Source organism: Desulfovibrio sp. SGI.169 (genome assembly GCF_050313595.1).
In the GTDB taxonomy this organism is placed as follows: domain Bacteria; phylum Desulfobacterota; class Desulfovibrionia; order Desulfovibrionales; family Desulfovibrionaceae; genus Desulfovibrio.
Genome location: NZ_JBNPLS010000021.1, coordinates 14,515 through 32,367 on the forward strand (window position 1 = coordinate 14,515; position 17,853 = coordinate 32,367).

Genomic DNA, 17,853 nt, shown 5'->3' on the forward strand with positions numbered 1-17,853 from the left:
CTATGGTCTACAGCAACAGGCATAACAGCAGAGAATATTTTATTTTGACTGAAGGCATCAAAAATCATTGGGCGGTTTTGTTGATGAACTGATGTCTCCCGGCTTGCGCAGTCTGAGATTGATGAAATCCTTTTCCAGGTCTTCCCTGGGGTAGCGCCCCAGTTTTTCCGCGAAGCACTCGTAAAAGGCCTCGTCAAAAGGGCGTGTGGAATAGGTGCATTTGAGAACCTCAAAACCCAGCTCCCGCGCCTTGTTCAGATAGTGCAGATAGGTGAGCTTGTTGACCCAGGCGGGCGTGACGCCGCGCCGTCCGTCTCTGTCCTTGTAAAAGCGCATGAAAACGTCATCATCAAACAGCAGATGCGGCCAGGGGAAAAAGACTTCCCTGTAGCGGTGCGAGGCCATGGGGCCGCGGTAGAGATTTGCTGTCAGATACGCCTGCCCGCCGGGTTTGAGCAGCGCAAACATGGCATCCAGCATGGCAAACGGCTTCCGCACATGTTCCAGCACGGCAAAGGACATGATAAAGTCAAAACTGCCCGGCGCGAACGGAGCACGTTCCGTCAAATCCACTTCCACAAGACTCACTCTGTTGCTCTGGCGTTCAGGCCACTCAGGGTACATATTGACATCCACCCCCGTTACCCGGCAGTTGCCGCGCTCGGCCAGACGTACGGACGTTTCGCCGCGCCCGCAGCCGACTTCAAGGCAGTTTGCGCCTGTCATGTCGCCAAAGTGTTTTTGCAGATAGTCCACGCGGCTATCGGCCTGGGCAAACAGACTCTTGGGGGAAATTTCGCGCGGCTGGGGAACAAGCGGCGTGTCCGCGTACAGTTCGTTCAATGTCTGGAAAAGATAGCGGTCGTACACAAAGGGCGCGGCAAGCCCCCTGGCGGCCAGTTTTCGCGCCAGGGCATTGCGTGGCGTTTCGGCCGGGCGTTCGCGCAGATACAGGGCTATCTCGTCGCCAATGGACTTGCCAGCCTGTTTCAGTTCCGTAATTTTTGTGGCCCGTTTGCCCGCGCCGGCTTTTTGCTGAATCTGAATAATGCCCTTTTCGGCAAGTTCCGCCAGCAGACTGGCATCGGGAACGCGGCGAGGGGTGGAAGCGTCGCAGACGCAGCGCAGGTAGGCGTCTTCCACTTCCATTTTCATGAGGGAGAAATGCGCGCCCAGCTTTTCGGATAAATTGCGCGGCAAAAAAACCTGTTCGTGGTCAGGATGCGGGTGCAGGCCAAGGGGAACCGTCACCACCAGACGCCCGCCCGGCGCAAGCAGTTCGGCCATATGCGCAAGATGCCTGTCCAGCATGTCATCCGGCAGATGCTCCAGATATTCGCCGGCTACAATGGTATCGAACAGCTCCCCCGGAGCAAAATTCAGAAAATCTTCGCGGACAAGCCTGATATTGGCCCGCGCATCGGGCGCGGCTGTGACCAGCTTTTTCGCTGCCCAGGCCAGGGCCTCCCCGTCCATGTCCACGCCGGTGACATTCAGGCCCCGATGCCCCAGAAGCCAGGGCAGAAGCCCCTGGGAGCAGCCCACATCCAGCACACGGCCGCGAGCCTGTTCGCAAAGCCAATCCGCGCGGCGGCGCGCGGCGTTCTGGCTCCACGCATTGCCGGTATGCCCCATATGAAGCTCAAAACCGCGATCCATCTATTGCTCCTGAAAATAACGCCGAAGAATGTTCACAATGCGCCCGCTGGCCTGTCCGTCTCCATAAGGATTAATAAAGGGGGGCTGACGGTTTTGGGGCGTGTCCAGCACAGCCCGCGCCTCGGCCACTATGGTTTCCGTATCCGCGCCCACCAGTTTGGCCAGGCCCAGTTCCACCCCTTCCTTGCGCTCTGTTTCATAGCGCAGCACCAGAACCGGCAGACCGAAGCTGGGCGCTTCTTCCTGAATGCCGCCGCTGTCGCTGAGGGCCAGAATTGCGTTTTGCATTGCCAGAACCATTGCCGGATAGCTCAGGGGTTCTGTAAGGATGAGGTTTGACAGCCCTGCAAGGGCCCGCCGCACGACCGTTCCCACATTGGGGTTGGGGTGTACCGGCAGGATGAAGCGGCAGGCGGGGTATTGCTCGCTGAGGATATGCACCGCCCGCAGAATTTGTTTCAGGCGCGAACCATGATTTTCCCGCCGGTGTACCGTGACCAGCACCAGGGGGCTGGCGAGCGCCGCCCCAAGCTGTTCCCTTGCCCTGTCAAGGGCTTCCGGCGTCAGGCATTGGAGGGCGTCGATAACCGTATTGCCGGTAATGTGGATGACTTCTTCCGCTACCCCTTCGGCGCTGAGGGCCGCCCTTGCGGCCTGTGTGGGGGCGAAATGAAGGCGTGCCAGCCGCGCCAGCATCTGACGCAACGCTTCTTCCGGGAAAGGTTCATTCAAATCATAAGAACGAAGGCCGGCCTCCACATGAAAAACGGGAATATGGCGGTAAAAGGCGGCCAGAGCGCCACAAAAGGCGCTCATGGTATCGCCCTGCACAATGACGCCATCCGGCCGCGCGGCAGCCAAAAAACCGTCCAGCGCGTCCAGCAGTCGCGCCTGGAGCCGGGCAAGCCCCTGAGCCGGGCGCATGACATCCAGCTTTGCAGCCGCCGTGATGCCGAAATAGGCCAGGGTCTCCCCGCAGAGCTGCTCATGCTGTCCGGTATTGCAGACAAGCGAGCGCATGTCAGGCTGGTTGGCAAGCGCCTGAATGACTGGGGCCAGTTTGACGGCCTCTGGGCGTGTGCCAGTTATGACGGCAAATTGTTGTGGCAAAAAGGAGCCTCCAATATGCATACTTGAACTCTGACGCCTGTGATGCGGACAATAAAATATCAGATATTATACATCATAATGCTTTGAATATAAAAATGCCTACCTAGCTGACCATAAAGGATCGGTATTGATTTTCAATACATTTCATCGGCGCATTTTGCATCCAGTATCGTCCATGCGTTGTGCGGCCTGAACGGCTACGATACATGACATTCCCCGTGACTTGCTTGCTTTTCATATCAAAAATGGAAAAATGGTCATGCAGATACAGAATAAGGTAGCGCCCGTCGCCGGAAGCGGAAACGGAGTCGCACCACGCCGGCTGGGGCGGCAGGTTGAAGGGCTTTTTCAGAAATTCCGGGTCATTGAAGTCCGCATTGTCGTAGAACGGGTCATCAGCGATTTTATGGCAGTGCCAGAGGCGCATATTCCTGGCGTCAATGATTTCCAGCTTGTTCTGATTGGTGGCCGCGATATAGGGGACGCCGTTCCAGGCGAAAACGCAGTGTTGTGTAGTACGGATAAAACCGGGGTGGGTGTAGGCGCCCTCCATGATGGTTTGTCCGTCGAGAATGCGCATTTTGTGCAGGGTTCCGGGCTGGAAGCACAGCACGCCATCGGCGTGGGGCATAAGACTGTGCGTGGACACATAGAAAACATGCGGATCAAAGGGGTCAAGCTCAAAATGGGCTGGAATGGGATACGGTATTTCCGTAAACCATACTTTGCCCGTGCGCAAGTCCAGCGTCGCCATGCTGTCGAGCACCACTGTCTGCTGCAAATTGCGCATAATGTCTTCCTGCCGCAATTGCCCGGGGTCGCCGCCGGGCCGCAGCACGCGCATGGGAGCAAACACCATGTAGCGTCCGTCACCCGATATGGTGCATTGGTGAATGCGATCCTGAAAGTCAAATTCGTGCAGTATTTCTGCCCGCATGGTCTCCAGATTCAACCGTCCCACCTGGCAGCGCACCCGATTGCTGCCGTCCCGCATCCCCGCAATGGAATCCGCAAGAGGCCAACGGACAAAAAGAAATTCATCCTTGTCGCCGTCAAAATCGCCTGTGGCCACATAGTCCCACAGGCCACCCTCCAGGGGCAGGTCGTGCCAGCGGGTAAGTTCACCGGTTTCGGTATTCAATATTTCCAACCAGAACCAGTTATAGCGCACGCCCACAAGATAGCGGCGCGAGGGAGAAAGTTGGGTTACATGAACATCGCGTTTCCAGAGCAGATAGCTCAAATGGGACATGCGCATGGGCAGCGCATTCTGCGGAACTGTCATGCTGAACTCCCCAAGCGACAGTGGGCACGCGGGGGAAGGCATATGCCACGTTACATATTCCTGGTTCTGAAAGTCGGCCATTTCAAAAACGCATTCGCCACCGGGGGCGCCGCTTCGGTAGGCGTTGGCGACAAGGGCGGGAATGGAGGGAGTGCCGCGCTCAAGATAAAATGGCGTTACTTTTTTTTCGGCGTGCAGAGGGGATAACACGTTGTCCGAATGGAAAAGGGCGTGCATTTGACGGGAAACCAGGCGAATTTCCGCCGGGTTGTCGTCCAGAAGCTGGTTGCACGCGGACGCGGGGTTTTCATGCGCGATAAGGATGTTTGCGCCTGCCAGTCGTTCGTTTTTTCGGGCTTGTTCCACTGTCAGTACCGGCAGTCCAAAATGTGTCATGTGTGTGGCGGAAGGCATCTTGAGAAAGAAATCCACGGTGATGGAAGAATGGTGGCTCTTGATAAATTCCATCAGGGCTGTGCCGTCTTTATCCGTGCCAAATATGATGATTCGCTTGCCCTCAAATTCAGCCAGCTCATTCCAGGTCATAGTTTCAATGCTCATGACATTCTCCTGCGAAGCGTATGAAAAAAAGCATCATGTTGTGAGGCATGTATGCGCTCATTATGCGTTTGTTATGTTTATCGTTTGTGGTTGTTCCGTTTTTATATAATATGCAGTTTATATAATTTAAAAATTACAGGTTGACATCTTGGCGCAGGATTGTACTGCACGAATGAATTTTATGGAAAGGTATTCCATAATGTCGAAGAAGCTTTCTTTGCACCCTTAGTGGATGTTTGAGAAATACCATAAAATTTATCTCATCATGTTTTTTATTGAAAAAATCTTCCGCGGCAAAAACGGGGATGCCGGCAATATACCTTCCTGCCGGCATATACTCCTTGTCCACAAGTACAGCCTCTGGTTTGAGATTGGAAAAAAATTTTTGGTTTTTAATAAAACAATCGCCTGCGCCGTAATATATCCAAGGTTGACCGGCGGTATCTTTAATAAGGGCTTGGTAGTGTAAAAGCTGTTTTTCTTTCAGCTTGTTTTGGAAAAAGTGTTCCATATCCATATTTTTTTGCTTTCTTTCTTTCCTTCTTTCTTTCTCTTCAAACTGCGCAAGGAGGGAAGAAAATTCTTCAGGTGTAAAAAATCGGCAATACTCCATAAGGATGGCCCGAAAATGCCATTCCTCAACAGGCATTGGAGAATTTACGACATCCGGCCAGGAATACGTAATCGGACTTTTGGGATGTGGTCTTAGCCGTATATTGCTAATGACAACAGAAGTTAAATTTTCTAAGGAACAGGGGAGCTCTCGAATAAGGTTCAAAGTCTGCTCCAGATCGGCATAGGTTTCATAGCAGTTTCCGCCAATAAACTGAGCGGAAAAAGTGACAAAATTTTTGAAAAGCAAATTGGCATACGCAATGAGTAGCGGATACTGAGCGATCCTGCCATAGTATTTTTGCAGAAAATCCGCTGCTCCGGTTTGAAACCCAATTCCTGTCCAATCCAATCCCGCGTCAATAATCAGATTTAACAGCTCTGGGTTATTTACCATTTGTTCATAGTTAAGATATGCCCAAAATGGTTTGTTCACATATTTTTTATACAAAGTAAAAAAGTATTCCGTTTTTTGCCTTGTAAGACTCCAATATTCATCGCAAAATGAAATTGTTTTTATATTGGGTGGGAGATGAGAACACTCTTTAATCACATCCCCAAAATTTCTGTTCCGTCTGGCATAGGCTTTCTTGCCCTCTTTGCGATACAGTGTACGCCAATGTCCACCAGAACAGTAGGTGCATTTTCCGGGGCAACCTCTTCCCAAGAATGTTCGATATAGAGCAGAAGAAAGCATAGGGTCATTATATCTGTGCAAAACTCCGTTCTGAATCCACGAAAAATATTGATCTCCATATAAAGGCGCAGGATAGATTGACAAATCTTTTTCCTGATCGCGAAGCTTATTTATACTTTTACCATACTTTTTATTCCATATTGTATTTTGTATATAATATATAGACTTAGTTCTGTTTTCTTCAATACATTTTGCAATTTCAAAAATTGCTTCTTCGCCATCTCCACGAACGACAACATCAAAGCCTTCCTGAAGATAGAGCTCAGGATTTAGTGTCGGACCATAGCCGCCGGCAACAAGCAAGGCTGTGGGAGCCGCCTTTTTGAACACCTCTACTATTGGTTTAGCGAGAAAATTATTGGTTGAACGCGCGCTAAAGCCGATGATTTGCGGATTTTCCAACTGAATAGCCTTGCACAGAGCTTCCCAGTCCGCTTCAGTTAAAGGGTGATGCATGGCTCGGTGTTCAGAAATAAGAGGATTATGGACTTGATAGCCAATAAAATTTTCCTGTGGAGAATCGACATATTCTACCTTATTGTCATCCAGTAAAATACAATGAACAGTAAACTTGTTTTTTAACAAATACGCCGCCAAAGCGCGAGTGCCCAGATAGTCAAATTCGTAGGCATTGACAAAAACGATCTGACTCATGTCAGGTATCTCTCACTTGCCAAAACAGTTTTTAAGCAAATGCACAATTTGCATGGCTGCCTTCCCATATTTTTTCTTTGGGGGCTGTTTTTTGGGATTAAAGAGTAAAACTGTCATATATTTCATCTGCAAACTGTAGATGGAACATATAGTGATTTTTTCCAAAGGCAATGCATGGACCACAAAGTGAAAACAATGTTGCAAACCGGGCTGTTTTGCCCTGCTGATGCACGCCTATCGCCCATGAGGATTCAAGCCATCGCGTACTTTCGGTTGCCTGCCAGCCCTGCAGGCGCGGCGCAAATTCGCCTTTATGCCAACTCAACTCACCAGAACCCAAGCTCTGGCAATGCAGTCTGCGCTTTTCGTGCAGTATGGCGCAGGAGGAATTTTGCTCCCGGGAGATCACGTCCAGACTTGCATCAAGGTGAAACCATTGGGAAAATTTTGTCTCTCCCGGTGTATAGGCTGGAAGCGGCTCCAGTTCATCCAGAATGAGCAGCCAGCGGGTGGGTGAAAAAACAAGCCGTCGCACCTGCCTGAAGCCTTCCGGCCTTTGCCATTCGCCTTTCAGAAGCCAGCAGGTTTCAGAGAGCTGTCTGCCGGAAAGTGGCAATGCCCCATAGGGCTTGAGCCTTCTGGAGTAAGATTCGCCATTGATCTCCACACAGTTATGCGCATGAATAGATTCACTGTACACTCTGTTGGGAACAGAATAATCAAATCCTTTTTCCCAAAGAGGCCCGGAATAAAGGATCCCCTCATAGCTGGACTGCATACCGGAATCCACAAGCAAATTTTGTTTTCCTTCACTCCAGATAAAGCTCAAGTCATCACAATGTTTGTGGACTATAGAATGAAATGCGCCGCTCATAGCTAAAAATGAGTTTTTCCCCGAATTGGTGGCTGATTGAGTATGTAAAAAGACATATCCGGACTCTGAAAGAAGAGTAATATTCTGTAGAGGCTCGCAGAAAGATATAGCTTGAGCAACAACAGGTTTTATGAGGGAGTAAGGTTCGGGTTCAGTATCACCAAATTCCGCAAGGTTGCCATCCGGTTTAATAAGACAGGCCAGACAATTGCGCATCTTGTCTCCACAGTTTAATACCCATGGAGTTCCAGCCAGGAAAGTCTGTGCCATATCCAGTATACGAACCATGTAGGCTTGGTAACTAGAGGAGTGCTCCTTCCACATGCCATCGCCCGTGGCAAGAGTTGTGAACATACTGTGCAGACGCAAAGAAGCAAGATGTGTGGCCTCCTGTATGCAACCAAGAAATTGCATCCCACGGCAGAAAGCAAGCAGACTAATCATTTGGATGACACCATGATTGGACTGTTTTTGTAAAAAATTTTCAGCGCAGAGAATGAGAAAATGATCTATTGCTGAACGAAAAACTTTTTCAATAAATTCGTCTGAATACTCTGGTAATGGCAAAATGCGCAACAAGAGATAGGCCATAAAATCAAGTCTTAATCCCGTAGCTGTATCATGCCAGACCATCCATCGTGTATGTCTGTCCCAGGCATACGAGCATGAGGAAAATCCATAGGCGTCAATCCAACGCTCAATTTCACGGCTTAATCGCTGTAAAGCGGCACTGTCGCCACAGTTTGTATCTGTTTGGAGTTCGTGCAGCAGATAAGTAAAGGACTGGAAAGGATAGGGGTGAATATGCGAAGGATAACGGAGCGGAAAATCCAGGCTGGCTTTCAGTGAACATACTTGTGAAATAGGTGTAAACTGTAATACAAAAATGGTTTCTTTAAGCCAGTCCAAGTTTTGTGCATCAAAATTGCTGCGATAACTTGGCCAGTCTTGAAAATCAGGCAGAAAATACCGTATGGGGGCGGCACTGGCATCCAGAAGAATTCTCGCAGCATTGCCTGCCAGTAGCGGCGCACTCAACATCAGGGCAGAATCTGCACCAGCGTTTCTGGGGACGCAAACCATCCACCAGGCAGGAACGCCCGTGGCCTTGTCCTCAGCCTTGAATACCCGTGTATAAAAATACGGTTTAAACGCCTCTTCCCAATCCTTGCAGCCAAAACGGCGAAAATCGCCAATGCCGTAGGCATCCAGTTTTTCCTTGCCGTACCAGGAAATCTGCTCCGCCTCATCTGTTATTTCCCGGCCATAGTCGGCATTTTCAAGAGAATCTGAACAAAGCAAAAGGCCGCCGGGGCGCAGCACCCGGGCAATTTCCGCAAGCGCCTTATCCAAATCTTTGACATGCCGGAACACTCCGCTTGCAAGCACAATGTCAAAAGAGCCGTCCGCCACTTCTGGCATGTTTTGAATATCGGCCTGCATGTCACAGCCTGGCTGAATATTCAGGGTGGTCACGCGGCATTTGCGCATACGCCGCAACAAGAGGCTCTCGGGCCATATCGGCGCTATATGCAAGATATTTTTTTCATGAAAGACCTGCGGGCCAAAGGCCCCGCTGTAAACAAGATCCACAAGGGTGCGGTGCCGCTCCAGGGACTGGCAGAACGGACAACGACGTTTAGGGGCGCTATCGTCCTGAAAATGGCTGACTGGTTCGTAGCAGACGGGGCAATGATCCACAGCAAGGCGGGCGTCAACGCGTTCCTGGTCGCAACACGCTTCTTCGTTTTCAGTCGGTCTGCCAAGCGCGACAATTTCATATTTCGTTTTGAGGATGTCGAGAAGGCGTTCAAAAAGCTCAACGCCGGCGTCATCGGGAATGGTGAAAAGACCTCGTGAATCCATTTTCCAGAAAGACCAGGAATGCATGACCAAGGTGGCGACAGCGCCGTCGCCATGCCGCTTAAACCAGGCATCCAGAAAGGCTTCATGTCGCTGTAGATTCTCCTCCATATCGGGCGTAAGAAAGCAGCGGTGATTGAAGTTCCAGGGAATCAGCGGCCCCGCGTTTTGAAAATAGGGAACAAACGGCACGGGAATTTCCAACAGGCCGTTGGAAAAACGGAAGGGGCCACGGAGCCCCAGGCGCAGGGGATCACGTTTGCAGGAAAGGGAATAGCTGGCATCAAGGGTAAAGCCGGCATTTTTAAGCGAGTCCAGATACGGCGCGCTTAATTCGTAGCCCCGGCTGCGGTGCGCTACAGGGGCGAAACTTGTGGCCCGCGTATGAAGTTCTACAAGATATTCCGCGATATTGTCGGTTTGTGTTTGTGTGGCAATGCCAAGACGCGCCGCACCGGGGTTTTCCGTATCAAAAAATTTTTTTGCCAGGTATTCGGCATGGCAGTGTGGCTGTGCATCATGCCCGCGTTGCATAACTTCACGCGCCACATCCAGAATTTTTTCACCATAAATTTCGTATTCGGGGTAATCCACAAAAAATGTTATGGGCACGCCGTATTTATCGGCCATGTCCATCATACAGCCTATGCCCTGTTCACGGCCATGTTGACGCCCCCAAATCAAGCGATTGATGTGGTCGTTTTCGGCGCGAAAAGCATGAGCCTCCACATCCACGGTAATGGCTATGCGACGCATGGGGTATACCTCTTTTTCTTGGGCGTGCAGGCCAGCCACCAGGCGGGGGAACTTGTGGCTTTGTCGTCAGCTTTGAAGAGCCGTGTGTAAAAATAGGGGGTAAACGCCGTTTCCCAGTCTTTACGGCCAAAACGGCGAAAATCGCCAATGCCGTAGGCATCCAGCTTTTCCTTGCCGTACCAGAAAATCTGCTCCGCCTCATCTGTTATTTCGCGGCCATAATCAGCGTTTTCCAGACAATCGGAACAAAGTAACAGGCCGCCGGGGCGCAGCACGCGGGCAATTTCCGCAAGCGCCTTATCCAGATTTTTGACATGACGGAACACTTCACTGGCCAGCACAATATCAAAGGAATTGTCCGCCAGTTCGGGCATGGCCTGAATATCGGCCTGCATGTCGCAACCGGGCTGAATGTTCAATGTGGTTATGCGGCATTCGTGCATACGCCGCAACAACAGTTGCTCGGCCCAGCCCGGAGCGATGTGCAGAATGTCTTTGCCCGTAAAAACTTGCGGCCCCAAGGCCCCGGCATAGACAAGATCCACCAGGGTACGCTGACGTTCCACGGATTTGCAGAACGGGCATTGCCGTTTGGGCGCGTTGTAATCCTGAAAATGGCTGACAGGCTCGTAGCAGACTGGGCAATGACCGGTTGCCTCCAGGGGGCTGACTTTTTCAAGGCGCACGTCCGGCGCTTCGTTTTTTGCCACTTCTCCAAGATTCACAATTGTAAAATTGTCTTTGAGCATGCGCAGCAAAGCATCAAAAAGCTCCTCACTGCCCTCAAGGGGTATATTCATATGGCCTTTTGCATCCATCTGCCAGAATGACCAGGAGTGCATGACCAGAGTGGCGACAGCGGCGTCGCCATGCCGCTTGAACCAGGTATCCAGAAATCTTTTATGCGAGGCCACATTCTCGACTACTGAAGAGCGCAAAAAGCCTTTGAAGTTAAAATTCCAGCCAACCAGATGACTGGCTTTTTCAAAATAAGGAATAAGCGGAACAGGAATTTCCCTGAGACCGTTTTGCCAGGCAAAAGGGCCGCGCAGGCCTATATTAAACGGATTTTCCGGGCAGAGCAGATTATAGCTGGCATCCAGACTGACGCCAGCTTCTTTCAGCGCATCCAGATAATGGGGGCCGATGAGATATGCCCCACTGCGGTAGGCCAGAGGCGGGCGTCCGCATATATTTCCATGCCGACTGATCAGCCAGTCCACAATTTTTTGCGATTCAGCCCGCGTGGCTGTTGGCAGGCGTATGGCCCACTGATCATCCAGCCCAAAAAGCGGTTTCATGAGATATTCCGCATGGCAGTGCGGTTCCAGATCATGCCCTCTGCGGTGAATCTCCCTGCCCACGTCCAGCAAGTCCTCGCCGTACAGTTCGGCTTCGGGGTAATCCAGAAAAAAGGTCATGGGTACGCCGTGGCGGTCGGCAATATCCATCATGGTCTGAATGCCAGCCTCGCGGCCGTTCTGTCGTCCCCATATGAGACGATTGACATGGTCTTCGGCCGCACGGATGGGATGGGCCTCCACATCAACGGTAAGAGCCACGCGGCGTTCTCGATGGACTTCACGCATTTCAGTTCGCCTTTTGGGTAATATCGACATTCGGGGCCATTATGGCCGTGATGGCGCGCGCCAGCTGGGCGTTGGCCAGTAGCAGGGCTATCGCCGTTTCACCGGAATGGCTGTCCGCAAGTTTTTCACTTTCAAGCCTGGAGTCCGACAGGCTGAGACCAAGGCGCAGGCCGCACTGAGCCATGCGCCGGCGGGTTCTGGAACCGAAATCGCCGCAAAGCCATTCCCGCGCGGACAGGGACAAGTTTTCCAGCGCAGGCCATGCGCGGTCGCTGGCCAAACACTCGCCGCCAGCCCCATATATGCGCAGAATATCCTCACCCCAGCCATAAAGCCGTTCGGCATTGGCGCAAAGGGAGCGATACAAGGCGCGAAAAAGATTCTCGCAATCAATGTTGGCCAGAATATTCTGGTAAAACCAGTCTTGCGGCTCGCCCCGCCGCCGAAAAAGCTGCATCAGTTCGGCTTCAGCCATCAGAGAAAGATGTCCGGTCTGGATAATTTGCCGCCGCCGGCAATAGCCCCGGAAGGCCTGCGCCTGACCCGGCGCGTGCCTGCCCACAAGGGGGGCGAGGCTTTGCTCCAGAAGCAGAAGCGCATCCACTTGCCGGGCATACAGCCACGCAGGACGATGGGCGCGCATCCGGTATTCGTAAATCAGCTCGTTGCAGGCCACATAGCTTTGCGCGCGCAAGAGAAAGAGCAGGCCCAGGAATTTGACGTCAAAATAGCGCACCGTGATGTCAGGCGCGGTTGCCAGCACGGATCTGACCAGCCCGGCTGAAAAAAACTTGTTCCAGAGTATGGCTGGCGGATAGGCCTGGGCGATAAAACTGTTGAAAATTTCGCCGCCGGACAGATGCTCGGCCATGGGCTCCGTCCAGGCCAGAGTTTTTTGCAGTCCGCTGCCGGGCGTCACGCCGCAGGCCTTGCAGTGCAGGATGTCCGGCCTGTCGCGCTCCATAAGCTCCAGCGCGGCGCGAACACTGGCATTTGCCGGAATGATGTCGTCCGCATCCACGCACCAGACGACCGGCGCGGCGACCCGGGCCAGCCCCTTCAGACGCGAACCATAGGAATACATCCGCCGTTCGTTGCGCACCAGTTCGACAGGCTGGCCGGTCTGTCGGCTCCATGCCTCGACACGAGCAGTTCCGTCATCTTCCGAGGCGTCGTCGACAATCACAATCTGCATGGAGAGATTCTGGAGCAGCAAGCTGTCCAGCATGGCGCAGATGCAACGACCGCAGTTGCGCATGGGAATGACAACCGAAAGTCGGGGCGCGTCAGACACTGGTGGCCCCTTCCGCTTTTACCGGCGAATAGCGTTTTTCTATCAGCGCCGGATTGCCGGCCATCAGGCAGTGATTCTTGCAACCCTTGTAGACAATCGCGCCCGGGGCAAAAATATTCCAGTCGCCTATCTTCGCGTGCTCCAGCACGACACACCGGGACGCCAGCTGATTGGCGTTTCCAAGCCTGGCATGGCCCGAAATGCCGGTATAAAGGTTGAAGGTGTTTCCATCGCCGACGATCGCATCATGACCAACAATCACGCCACCATTGAAGAAATTGGCGTTGCCTATGCTTGCATTTGCCTGCACGACGCAGTCGCGCTGAAAAATGTTGGCCTCCCCCACCGTGGCTGAAGGGCAGACATATACATTGGGATGCCTCAATGTATAAAAACTGGCCCTGAGAGCCTTCAGCCAGGTATATGCGGCCATCCGCAATTCTGGCTTGCCTATGCCAATGACAAACAGATCGTCATGAGCCGGCTGGTAGTCCTCCGAGCTGCCCAGAGAAAACCGGGCCAGCTCGCAGAGCTGCCCCGCATGCCCTTTCCATGCCAGAAAGCCCTTGAAGGAAGGAACCTTTTCATCCGCCTCCCGCGCCACCCGCAAGAGCCAGTAACATTCCCGCGCAGCGCCGGAATTGCCGACAATGACCACGCCCATCAGTAGCACCCTCCGCCCAGCACGAAATTCTGGCCGGTGATCCAGCGCGCCTTGTCTGAAAGCAGAAAGGCCGCCATCCAGGCGACATCCTCCGGTTCGCCAAACCCCAGTGGATAACGGGCCTTCTCTTTTGCTTCGTAGCTTTCGCCCATATGCTCTATGGCCCTATCCAGCATGGGCGTGCGCACCCAGCCAGGCGCAAGGCAGTGCACCCGCAAGCCTTTATGCGCCATTTCCTGACTGACTGTTTTCATGGCCGCGGCCAGAGCGGCCTTGGCGGCTCCGTAGAGGCAATGCCCTTTCTCTGGATAGACCGCTGAAGCCGAGGAGAGAAAAAGCATGGCTCCCCCTCTGGCAAAATTGCGTCTGTCGGAAAAGCCCTTGGCGATCTGCATGGGTACAAGAAAATTCAGCTCAAGATGACTCCTGGCCTCAGCCAGCTCAAAATAGGAGATGCTGTCCAAACGACCTTCACCGGCGGCATGAATCAGGCCCCAAAGCCTGCCGTATTTCTGCCGCAAACCGGCAATCCATCGCGGCAGGGACTCAAGGTCGGCCACCAGATCCCTGACCTCATTGTGCCAGTGCGCAGGGCTTGCACACCGAGCCTGCAAGGCCGCCAGACGTTCCTCATTGCGCCCGCCTGCTATCACACTGGCCCCAAGCTGGTTGCACAGCATGGCGCAGGCCCGGCCTATGCCGGAACTGGCCCCGGTAACAAGAATATGCTGCTCCCGTGAGAACAGGGTCATGCTTTTCCTGCCAGGGCGAGCAAGTCCCGCACTGTGCGGCACCTGGCAATTTCATCTGAAGAGAGCCGGATTCCCAGCTTACGGTCAAAGAACGCCGCCATGCCCGATTGGGAAAGGGAATCCCATTCTTCAAGATCGGTCAGGATTGTTCCGGCCTCCAGGGGGACATCGCACTGCAATACGTCCTGCCATTCCAGCAAAAGTTCCTTAATTTCCATCAGAAGTCCTCCTTGCCGCGAAAAATTTTTTGCCAATGGGCCAGGTAGTCGGCATTATACGTTTTTGATGTACTGCCCTTGTAATCCGCCACCGGCCCCACATGCAGGCCCGCCATTGGAACAAGGCAGGACGCCCATGAAAGCCCTACGCCAAAACCGCAGAGGAGCATCCGCCCACGTTCCTGCCTGCTTCCGCCCAGCCGGTCGCAAATGCTTGCCGGGATGGAGGCGCAGGCCAGATTGCCATAGCGGCTGAAGGTTTCGCTCCAGACTTTTGAAAGGGGGAAACCCGCCTTGTCGGTTACACTTTCCACTATTTGACCGTTGGCCTGATGTAAAAAGAGATAATCAATCTGCGCCGGGCTGACATTGGCGGATTCCATAAAGCTTTTGATGTGGTCGGGCACCACCTGCAAACTGAAATCAAAAATCTTGCGTCCATTCATATAGGGCTGAAGCATGCGCCAGGGGTTTCCATCAGCGTCAAATATGTCCTCATAGAGTTCGGCGTCGTCATTCCGGTCAAGCGAGAGGGGACGACGCGCGCGTCCGGCGGGCATGGCGATCAGTTCATGACCGCTGCCGTCCGTGCCCAGCGCAAAGGCAATATTCGAAGCGGACGATTCATGCAGCAGGAGTGAGGCCGTCCCGCAGTCGCCAAATATCGGGCTTACCACCCGGTTGGCGGGATTGCGCGGAGGAAAAACGTCTCCCACCAGCAAAAGCAGCTTTTTGCAGGCCCCGGAAGATATGAGGCTGGCCGCCATCCAGAGCCCATAGACATAACCGGAGCAGCCCTGACTGAGATCAATGGCCGCGCATTCCCGCGACAAGCCCAGTCTGTCCTGCAGAACACAGGACGTGGCGGGCATCTGGTAGTCCGGCGTCTGGCTCAGAAACAACAGGGCGTCAATCTCTTCACGCCGTATGCCGGCGCTGTCCAGGAGTTCACTTGCCGCCTGAAAGCACAAATCCGAGGCGGTCACGCCTTCCGGGCAGATACGACGGGCATTCAGACCTATGGCCCTGCGCAGGCGTTCAACCTTCTTGCGATTTCCGCCGTAATACTCCAGCTCGTCCATAATGGAGACCGCGTTGGGCGGCACACAGGCATGTACCGCAGCCAGGCGAACATGGGAAAATGTGCAGAACACCGTTATCTCTCCAGCAATCTTTCGTATACGCGCAAAATACGCTTACTGATTTTGTGCCAGTCTCTTTCGGCCACCACCCAGGCGCGGCCCTTGTGCGCAAGGCCTTGTCGCAAATCCGGCATGACAAGCAGCGTCTCCAGCTTTTTCACCAGATCGGGCAGATTGCCGGATTCGAAGACCAGCCCGTTTTCTCCGTCCCGCACAATCTCGGTCAGGGCAGCCACATTGGAGACCAGAACCGTTTTACCCATTGCCATCGCTTCCAGCGGCTTTAAAGGGGGAACGCATTGGCAGACTTTTGCCGGGATGCGGGGAAAGGGCATGATGTCAATCAACGAATAGTAGCGTTTAACATCCTCAAAGGGGACGCGCCCGGTAAATATGATGGCCGGATGACTGCCGCGAGCCCGGTGCAGCGCCTTCAGCCGTTTCAGGTTGTCAGCGCCGTCCCCGACCAGCAGCAGCGAAACCGGAAAGTTGCGCCAATTCAGCTCCAGAACGGCATCCATAAGGCTTTCCAGACCTTCGTAGGCTGTGAACGAGCCGATGAATCCCACAACTATGCGACCGTGCAGGGCATATTTTTCCAGCAGTTCCCGGTCGGGCGGCAAGGGGGTGAATCTCTCCACATCCACGGCATTGGGCAAAACCGTTATCTTGTCTTCCGGCAGACCTTCGGCGACCAGTTCGGCTTTGAGCGCCTCGGATATGGCAAAACAGGCGTCCGCCAGATGACCGGTTTGCAGCTCCAGCCGTTGTCTGCGCTGAAAGGGTTCTGTCCAGGGGAACCAGGTGTTGCGCGCGGCAGAGGAATAGTGCCACATGCCGCGATACTCATAAATGCCTTTTACTCCAGCTTTCTTTGCGGCCAGCATGGCAGGCAGGCCGTTTTCCATATCCGAAGCGGCATGAATGATGGTTGCGCGGCAGCGCTTGGTTGCAGCGACAATCAAACTGGAAGCCTGCGCCCGGTAGGCTTCCCCAAACTCGCCCATGCCGACAGGATGGAGCGGCAGGCGGTTGTAGGTGACGTTTTCCACGGTGTCACTGGGCTTCACCGGCTGTGGGCCTGTCCAGGATGTCAGGGGATAACCGGGCTTGGTGAACACGCTGAGGCGTACGCCGTGCCGCAGCAGATGACCGGCTATGGCGTGTGAGCGTATCCCATAGCCCGAAGGGTTGAGCGGCAGAGATGAGCTGAGCAGCATCAGCACGCCCGCGTCATGATGCTGCGCCGACCAGTCAGTCACGGTCTTTCCTCCCTGGCATGCTCCAGCCAGAATTTGCCGTACAGTTCCAGATAGCGTTTGAGTGAATCATTCAACTGCAGCCAGGCTCTCTGCCGCTGTAGCAGGTAGTCCTCCAGAGGAAGGCCGGGCTTTGCCGGCGCCTCCAGAACAACCCGCGCCCGCGGCTCGTAGCGCTGGCAACAGAAGTCAGGCCTGCGCCCGAAAAGGCGGATAGAAAAGTCCAGCGCCCCGTAACCGCCGAGCAGGCTTTCGTCAAAACCGCCCAGCGCGAAAAAAGTTTCCGACCGCACGGCCATGTTCTCATCCAGATCAACCGGCCAGAACTCTGTTTCATCGGCAAGGGCAAAACTGCCCGTGACCTGGCAGGCGCAGTCCTCAAGCCCCGGAATGTGCAGAACGCCCCGCGCGGCCAGGGTTTCAGGATGCGCCTGAAAGATGCCCCTGTATGCGGCAAGCAGGCCCGCTTGCGGCGTTGCGGCGCCACTCAGAAAAACAAGCAGCTCGCCACCGGCGCAGGCCGCGCCCAGATTGAAGGCTGTGTACCAGGGGGCGGAAGAAGAGAGGACAAGATGCACATCCGCGCCGTTTTCTTGCGCTCCCGATGCCGTCATGTCGTCTTCTCCCCAAATGTCCGCCAATATGCTCTGGAAAGGAACGTCTTCTTTTTTCAGCAAATCAAAAACGTCACAGGGAGAGTCCGGCTGGACATCACGCCGTATCGCCACAACGCTGACAGGCGTTGCGCGCATTGATGCAAGCGAGCCGCCCCGCAGCCATTGACGCGCGCCAAACATCCGGCCCGACCAGCCGTGTCGGGCCATTGAGCTTTCCAGCAGTTCCAGAAGCGGAGTAAGCATGTTC

13 protein-coding genes are annotated in these 17,853 nt (G+C 53.7%); all 13 read right to left on the reverse strand.

Translation table 11 applies throughout. The annotated features are described in order from the left end of the window. Positions 1-57 precede the first annotated feature (57 nt). The 13 genes from ACQRA4_RS10430 to ACQRA4_RS10490 all read right to left on the reverse strand — a co-directional run bounded on the left by ACQRA4_RS10430 (position 58) and on the right by ACQRA4_RS10490 (position 17,849). Positions 58-1,659, reverse strand: a complete 1,602-nt coding sequence (locus ACQRA4_RS10430) for a class I SAM-dependent methyltransferase (RefSeq protein ID WP_427823013.1) — start codon at positions 1,657-1,659, stop codon at positions 58-60. Next, positions 1,660-2,790, reverse strand: a complete 1,131-nt coding sequence (wecB, locus tag ACQRA4_RS10435) for a non-hydrolyzing UDP-N-acetylglucosamine 2-epimerase (RefSeq protein WP_427823014.1) — start codon at positions 2,788-2,790, stop codon at positions 1,660-1,662. A gap of 82 nt (positions 2,791-2,872) precedes the next feature. Beyond that, the gene (locus tag ACQRA4_RS10440) at positions 2,873-4,615 is read right to left on the reverse strand and encodes a hypothetical protein (RefSeq protein WP_427823015.1); all 1,743 of its coding nucleotides are present in this window, start codon (positions 4,613-4,615) and stop codon (positions 2,873-2,875) included. 133 nt (positions 4,616-4,748) lie between these two features. Further along, positions 4,749-6,578, reverse strand: a complete 1,830-nt coding sequence (locus ACQRA4_RS10445) for a B12-binding domain-containing radical SAM protein (protein ID WP_427823016.1) — start codon at positions 6,576-6,578, stop codon at positions 4,749-4,751. 97 nt (positions 6,579-6,675) lie between these two features. Beyond that, entirely contained in the window at positions 6,676-10,071 is a 3,396-nt protein-coding gene (locus ACQRA4_RS10450; RefSeq protein ID WP_427823017.1) for a methyltransferase domain-containing protein, read from the reverse strand. Further along, on the reverse strand, positions 10,059-11,660 hold the full coding sequence (locus ACQRA4_RS10455; protein WP_427823018.1) for a methyltransferase domain-containing protein: 1,602 nt from the start codon (positions 11,658-11,660) through the stop codon (positions 10,059-10,061). The genes ACQRA4_RS10450 and ACQRA4_RS10455 overlap by 13 nt, the downstream gene beginning before the upstream one ends. Before the next feature lies 1 nt (position 11,661). Further along, on the reverse strand, positions 11,662-12,954 hold the full coding sequence (locus ACQRA4_RS10460) for a glycosyltransferase family 2 protein (protein ID WP_427823019.1): 1,293 nt from the start codon (positions 12,952-12,954) through the stop codon (positions 11,662-11,664). Continuing rightward, complete coding sequence (locus ACQRA4_RS10465) at positions 12,947-13,618, reverse strand: acetyltransferase (protein ID WP_427823020.1); 672 nt, start codon at positions 13,616-13,618, stop codon at positions 12,947-12,949. Before ACQRA4_RS10465 ends, ACQRA4_RS10460 begins: the two co-directional genes overlap by 8 nt. Continuing rightward, positions 13,618-14,370 (reverse strand): SDR family NAD(P)-dependent oxidoreductase, encoded by a 753-nt coding sequence (locus ACQRA4_RS10470; RefSeq protein WP_427823021.1) that lies wholly within the window; start codon positions 14,368-14,370, stop codon positions 13,618-13,620. The genes ACQRA4_RS10465 and ACQRA4_RS10470 overlap by 1 nt, the downstream gene beginning before the upstream one ends. Next, positions 14,367-14,588, reverse strand: coding sequence for a phosphopantetheine-binding protein (locus ACQRA4_RS10475; RefSeq protein ID WP_427823022.1), 222 nt, complete (start codon positions 14,586-14,588; stop codon positions 14,367-14,369). Before ACQRA4_RS10475 ends, ACQRA4_RS10470 begins: the two co-directional genes overlap by 4 nt. Continuing rightward, positions 14,588-15,742, reverse strand: coding sequence for a 3-oxoacyl-ACP synthase III family protein (locus tag ACQRA4_RS10480; protein WP_427823023.1), 1,155 nt, complete (start codon positions 15,740-15,742; stop codon positions 14,588-14,590). Before ACQRA4_RS10480 ends, ACQRA4_RS10475 begins: the two co-directional genes overlap by 1 nt. A gap of 2 nt (positions 15,743-15,744) precedes the next feature. Continuing rightward, positions 15,745-16,992, reverse strand: a complete 1,248-nt coding sequence (locus ACQRA4_RS10485; protein ID WP_427823024.1) for a glycosyltransferase family 4 protein — start codon at positions 16,990-16,992, stop codon at positions 15,745-15,747. Continuing rightward, a complete protein-coding gene (locus tag ACQRA4_RS10490) occupies positions 16,989-17,849 on the reverse strand; it encodes a glycosyltransferase family 2 protein (RefSeq protein WP_427823025.1) in 861 nt (286 codons plus the stop codon). Before ACQRA4_RS10490 ends, ACQRA4_RS10485 begins: the two co-directional genes overlap by 4 nt. Positions 17,850-17,853: the final 4 nt, after the last annotated feature.

Bases quoted from the DNA above. Each gene is read 5' to 3' on its own strand.
- ACQRA4_RS10430 (WP_427823013.1), bottom strand. From the start codon at position 1,659: ATGGATCGCGGTTTTGAGCTTCATATGGGGCATACCGGCAATGCGTGG.
- wecB (WP_427823014.1), bottom strand. From the start codon at position 2,790: ATGCATATTGGAGGCTCCTTTTTGCCACAACAATTTGCCGTCATAACT.
- ACQRA4_RS10440 (WP_427823015.1), bottom strand. From the start codon at position 4,615: ATGAGCATTGAAACTATGACCTGGAATGAGCTGGCTGAATTTGAGGGC.
- ACQRA4_RS10445 (WP_427823016.1), bottom strand. From the start codon at position 6,578: ATGAGTCAGATCGTTTTTGTCAATGCCTACGAATTTGACTATCTGGGC.
- ACQRA4_RS10450 (WP_427823017.1), bottom strand. From the start codon at position 10,071: ATGCGTCGCATAGCCATTACCGTGGATGTGGAGGCTCATGCTTTTCGC.
- ACQRA4_RS10455 (WP_427823018.1), bottom strand. From the start codon at position 11,660: ATGCGTGAAGTCCATCGAGAACGCCGCGTGGCTCTTACCGTTGATGTG.
- ACQRA4_RS10465 (WP_427823020.1), bottom strand. From the start codon at position 13,618: ATGGGCGTGGTCATTGTCGGCAATTCCGGCGCTGCGCGGGAATGTTAC.
- ACQRA4_RS10470 (WP_427823021.1), bottom strand. From the start codon at position 14,370: ATGACCCTGTTCTCACGGGAGCAGCATATTCTTGTTACCGGGGCCAGT.
- ACQRA4_RS10475 (WP_427823022.1), bottom strand. From the start codon at position 14,588: ATGGAAATTAAGGAACTTTTGCTGGAATGGCAGGACGTATTGCAGTGC.
- ACQRA4_RS10490 (WP_427823025.1), bottom strand. From the start codon at position 17,849: ATGCTTACTCCGCTTCTGGAACTGCTGGAAAGCTCAATGGCCCGACAC.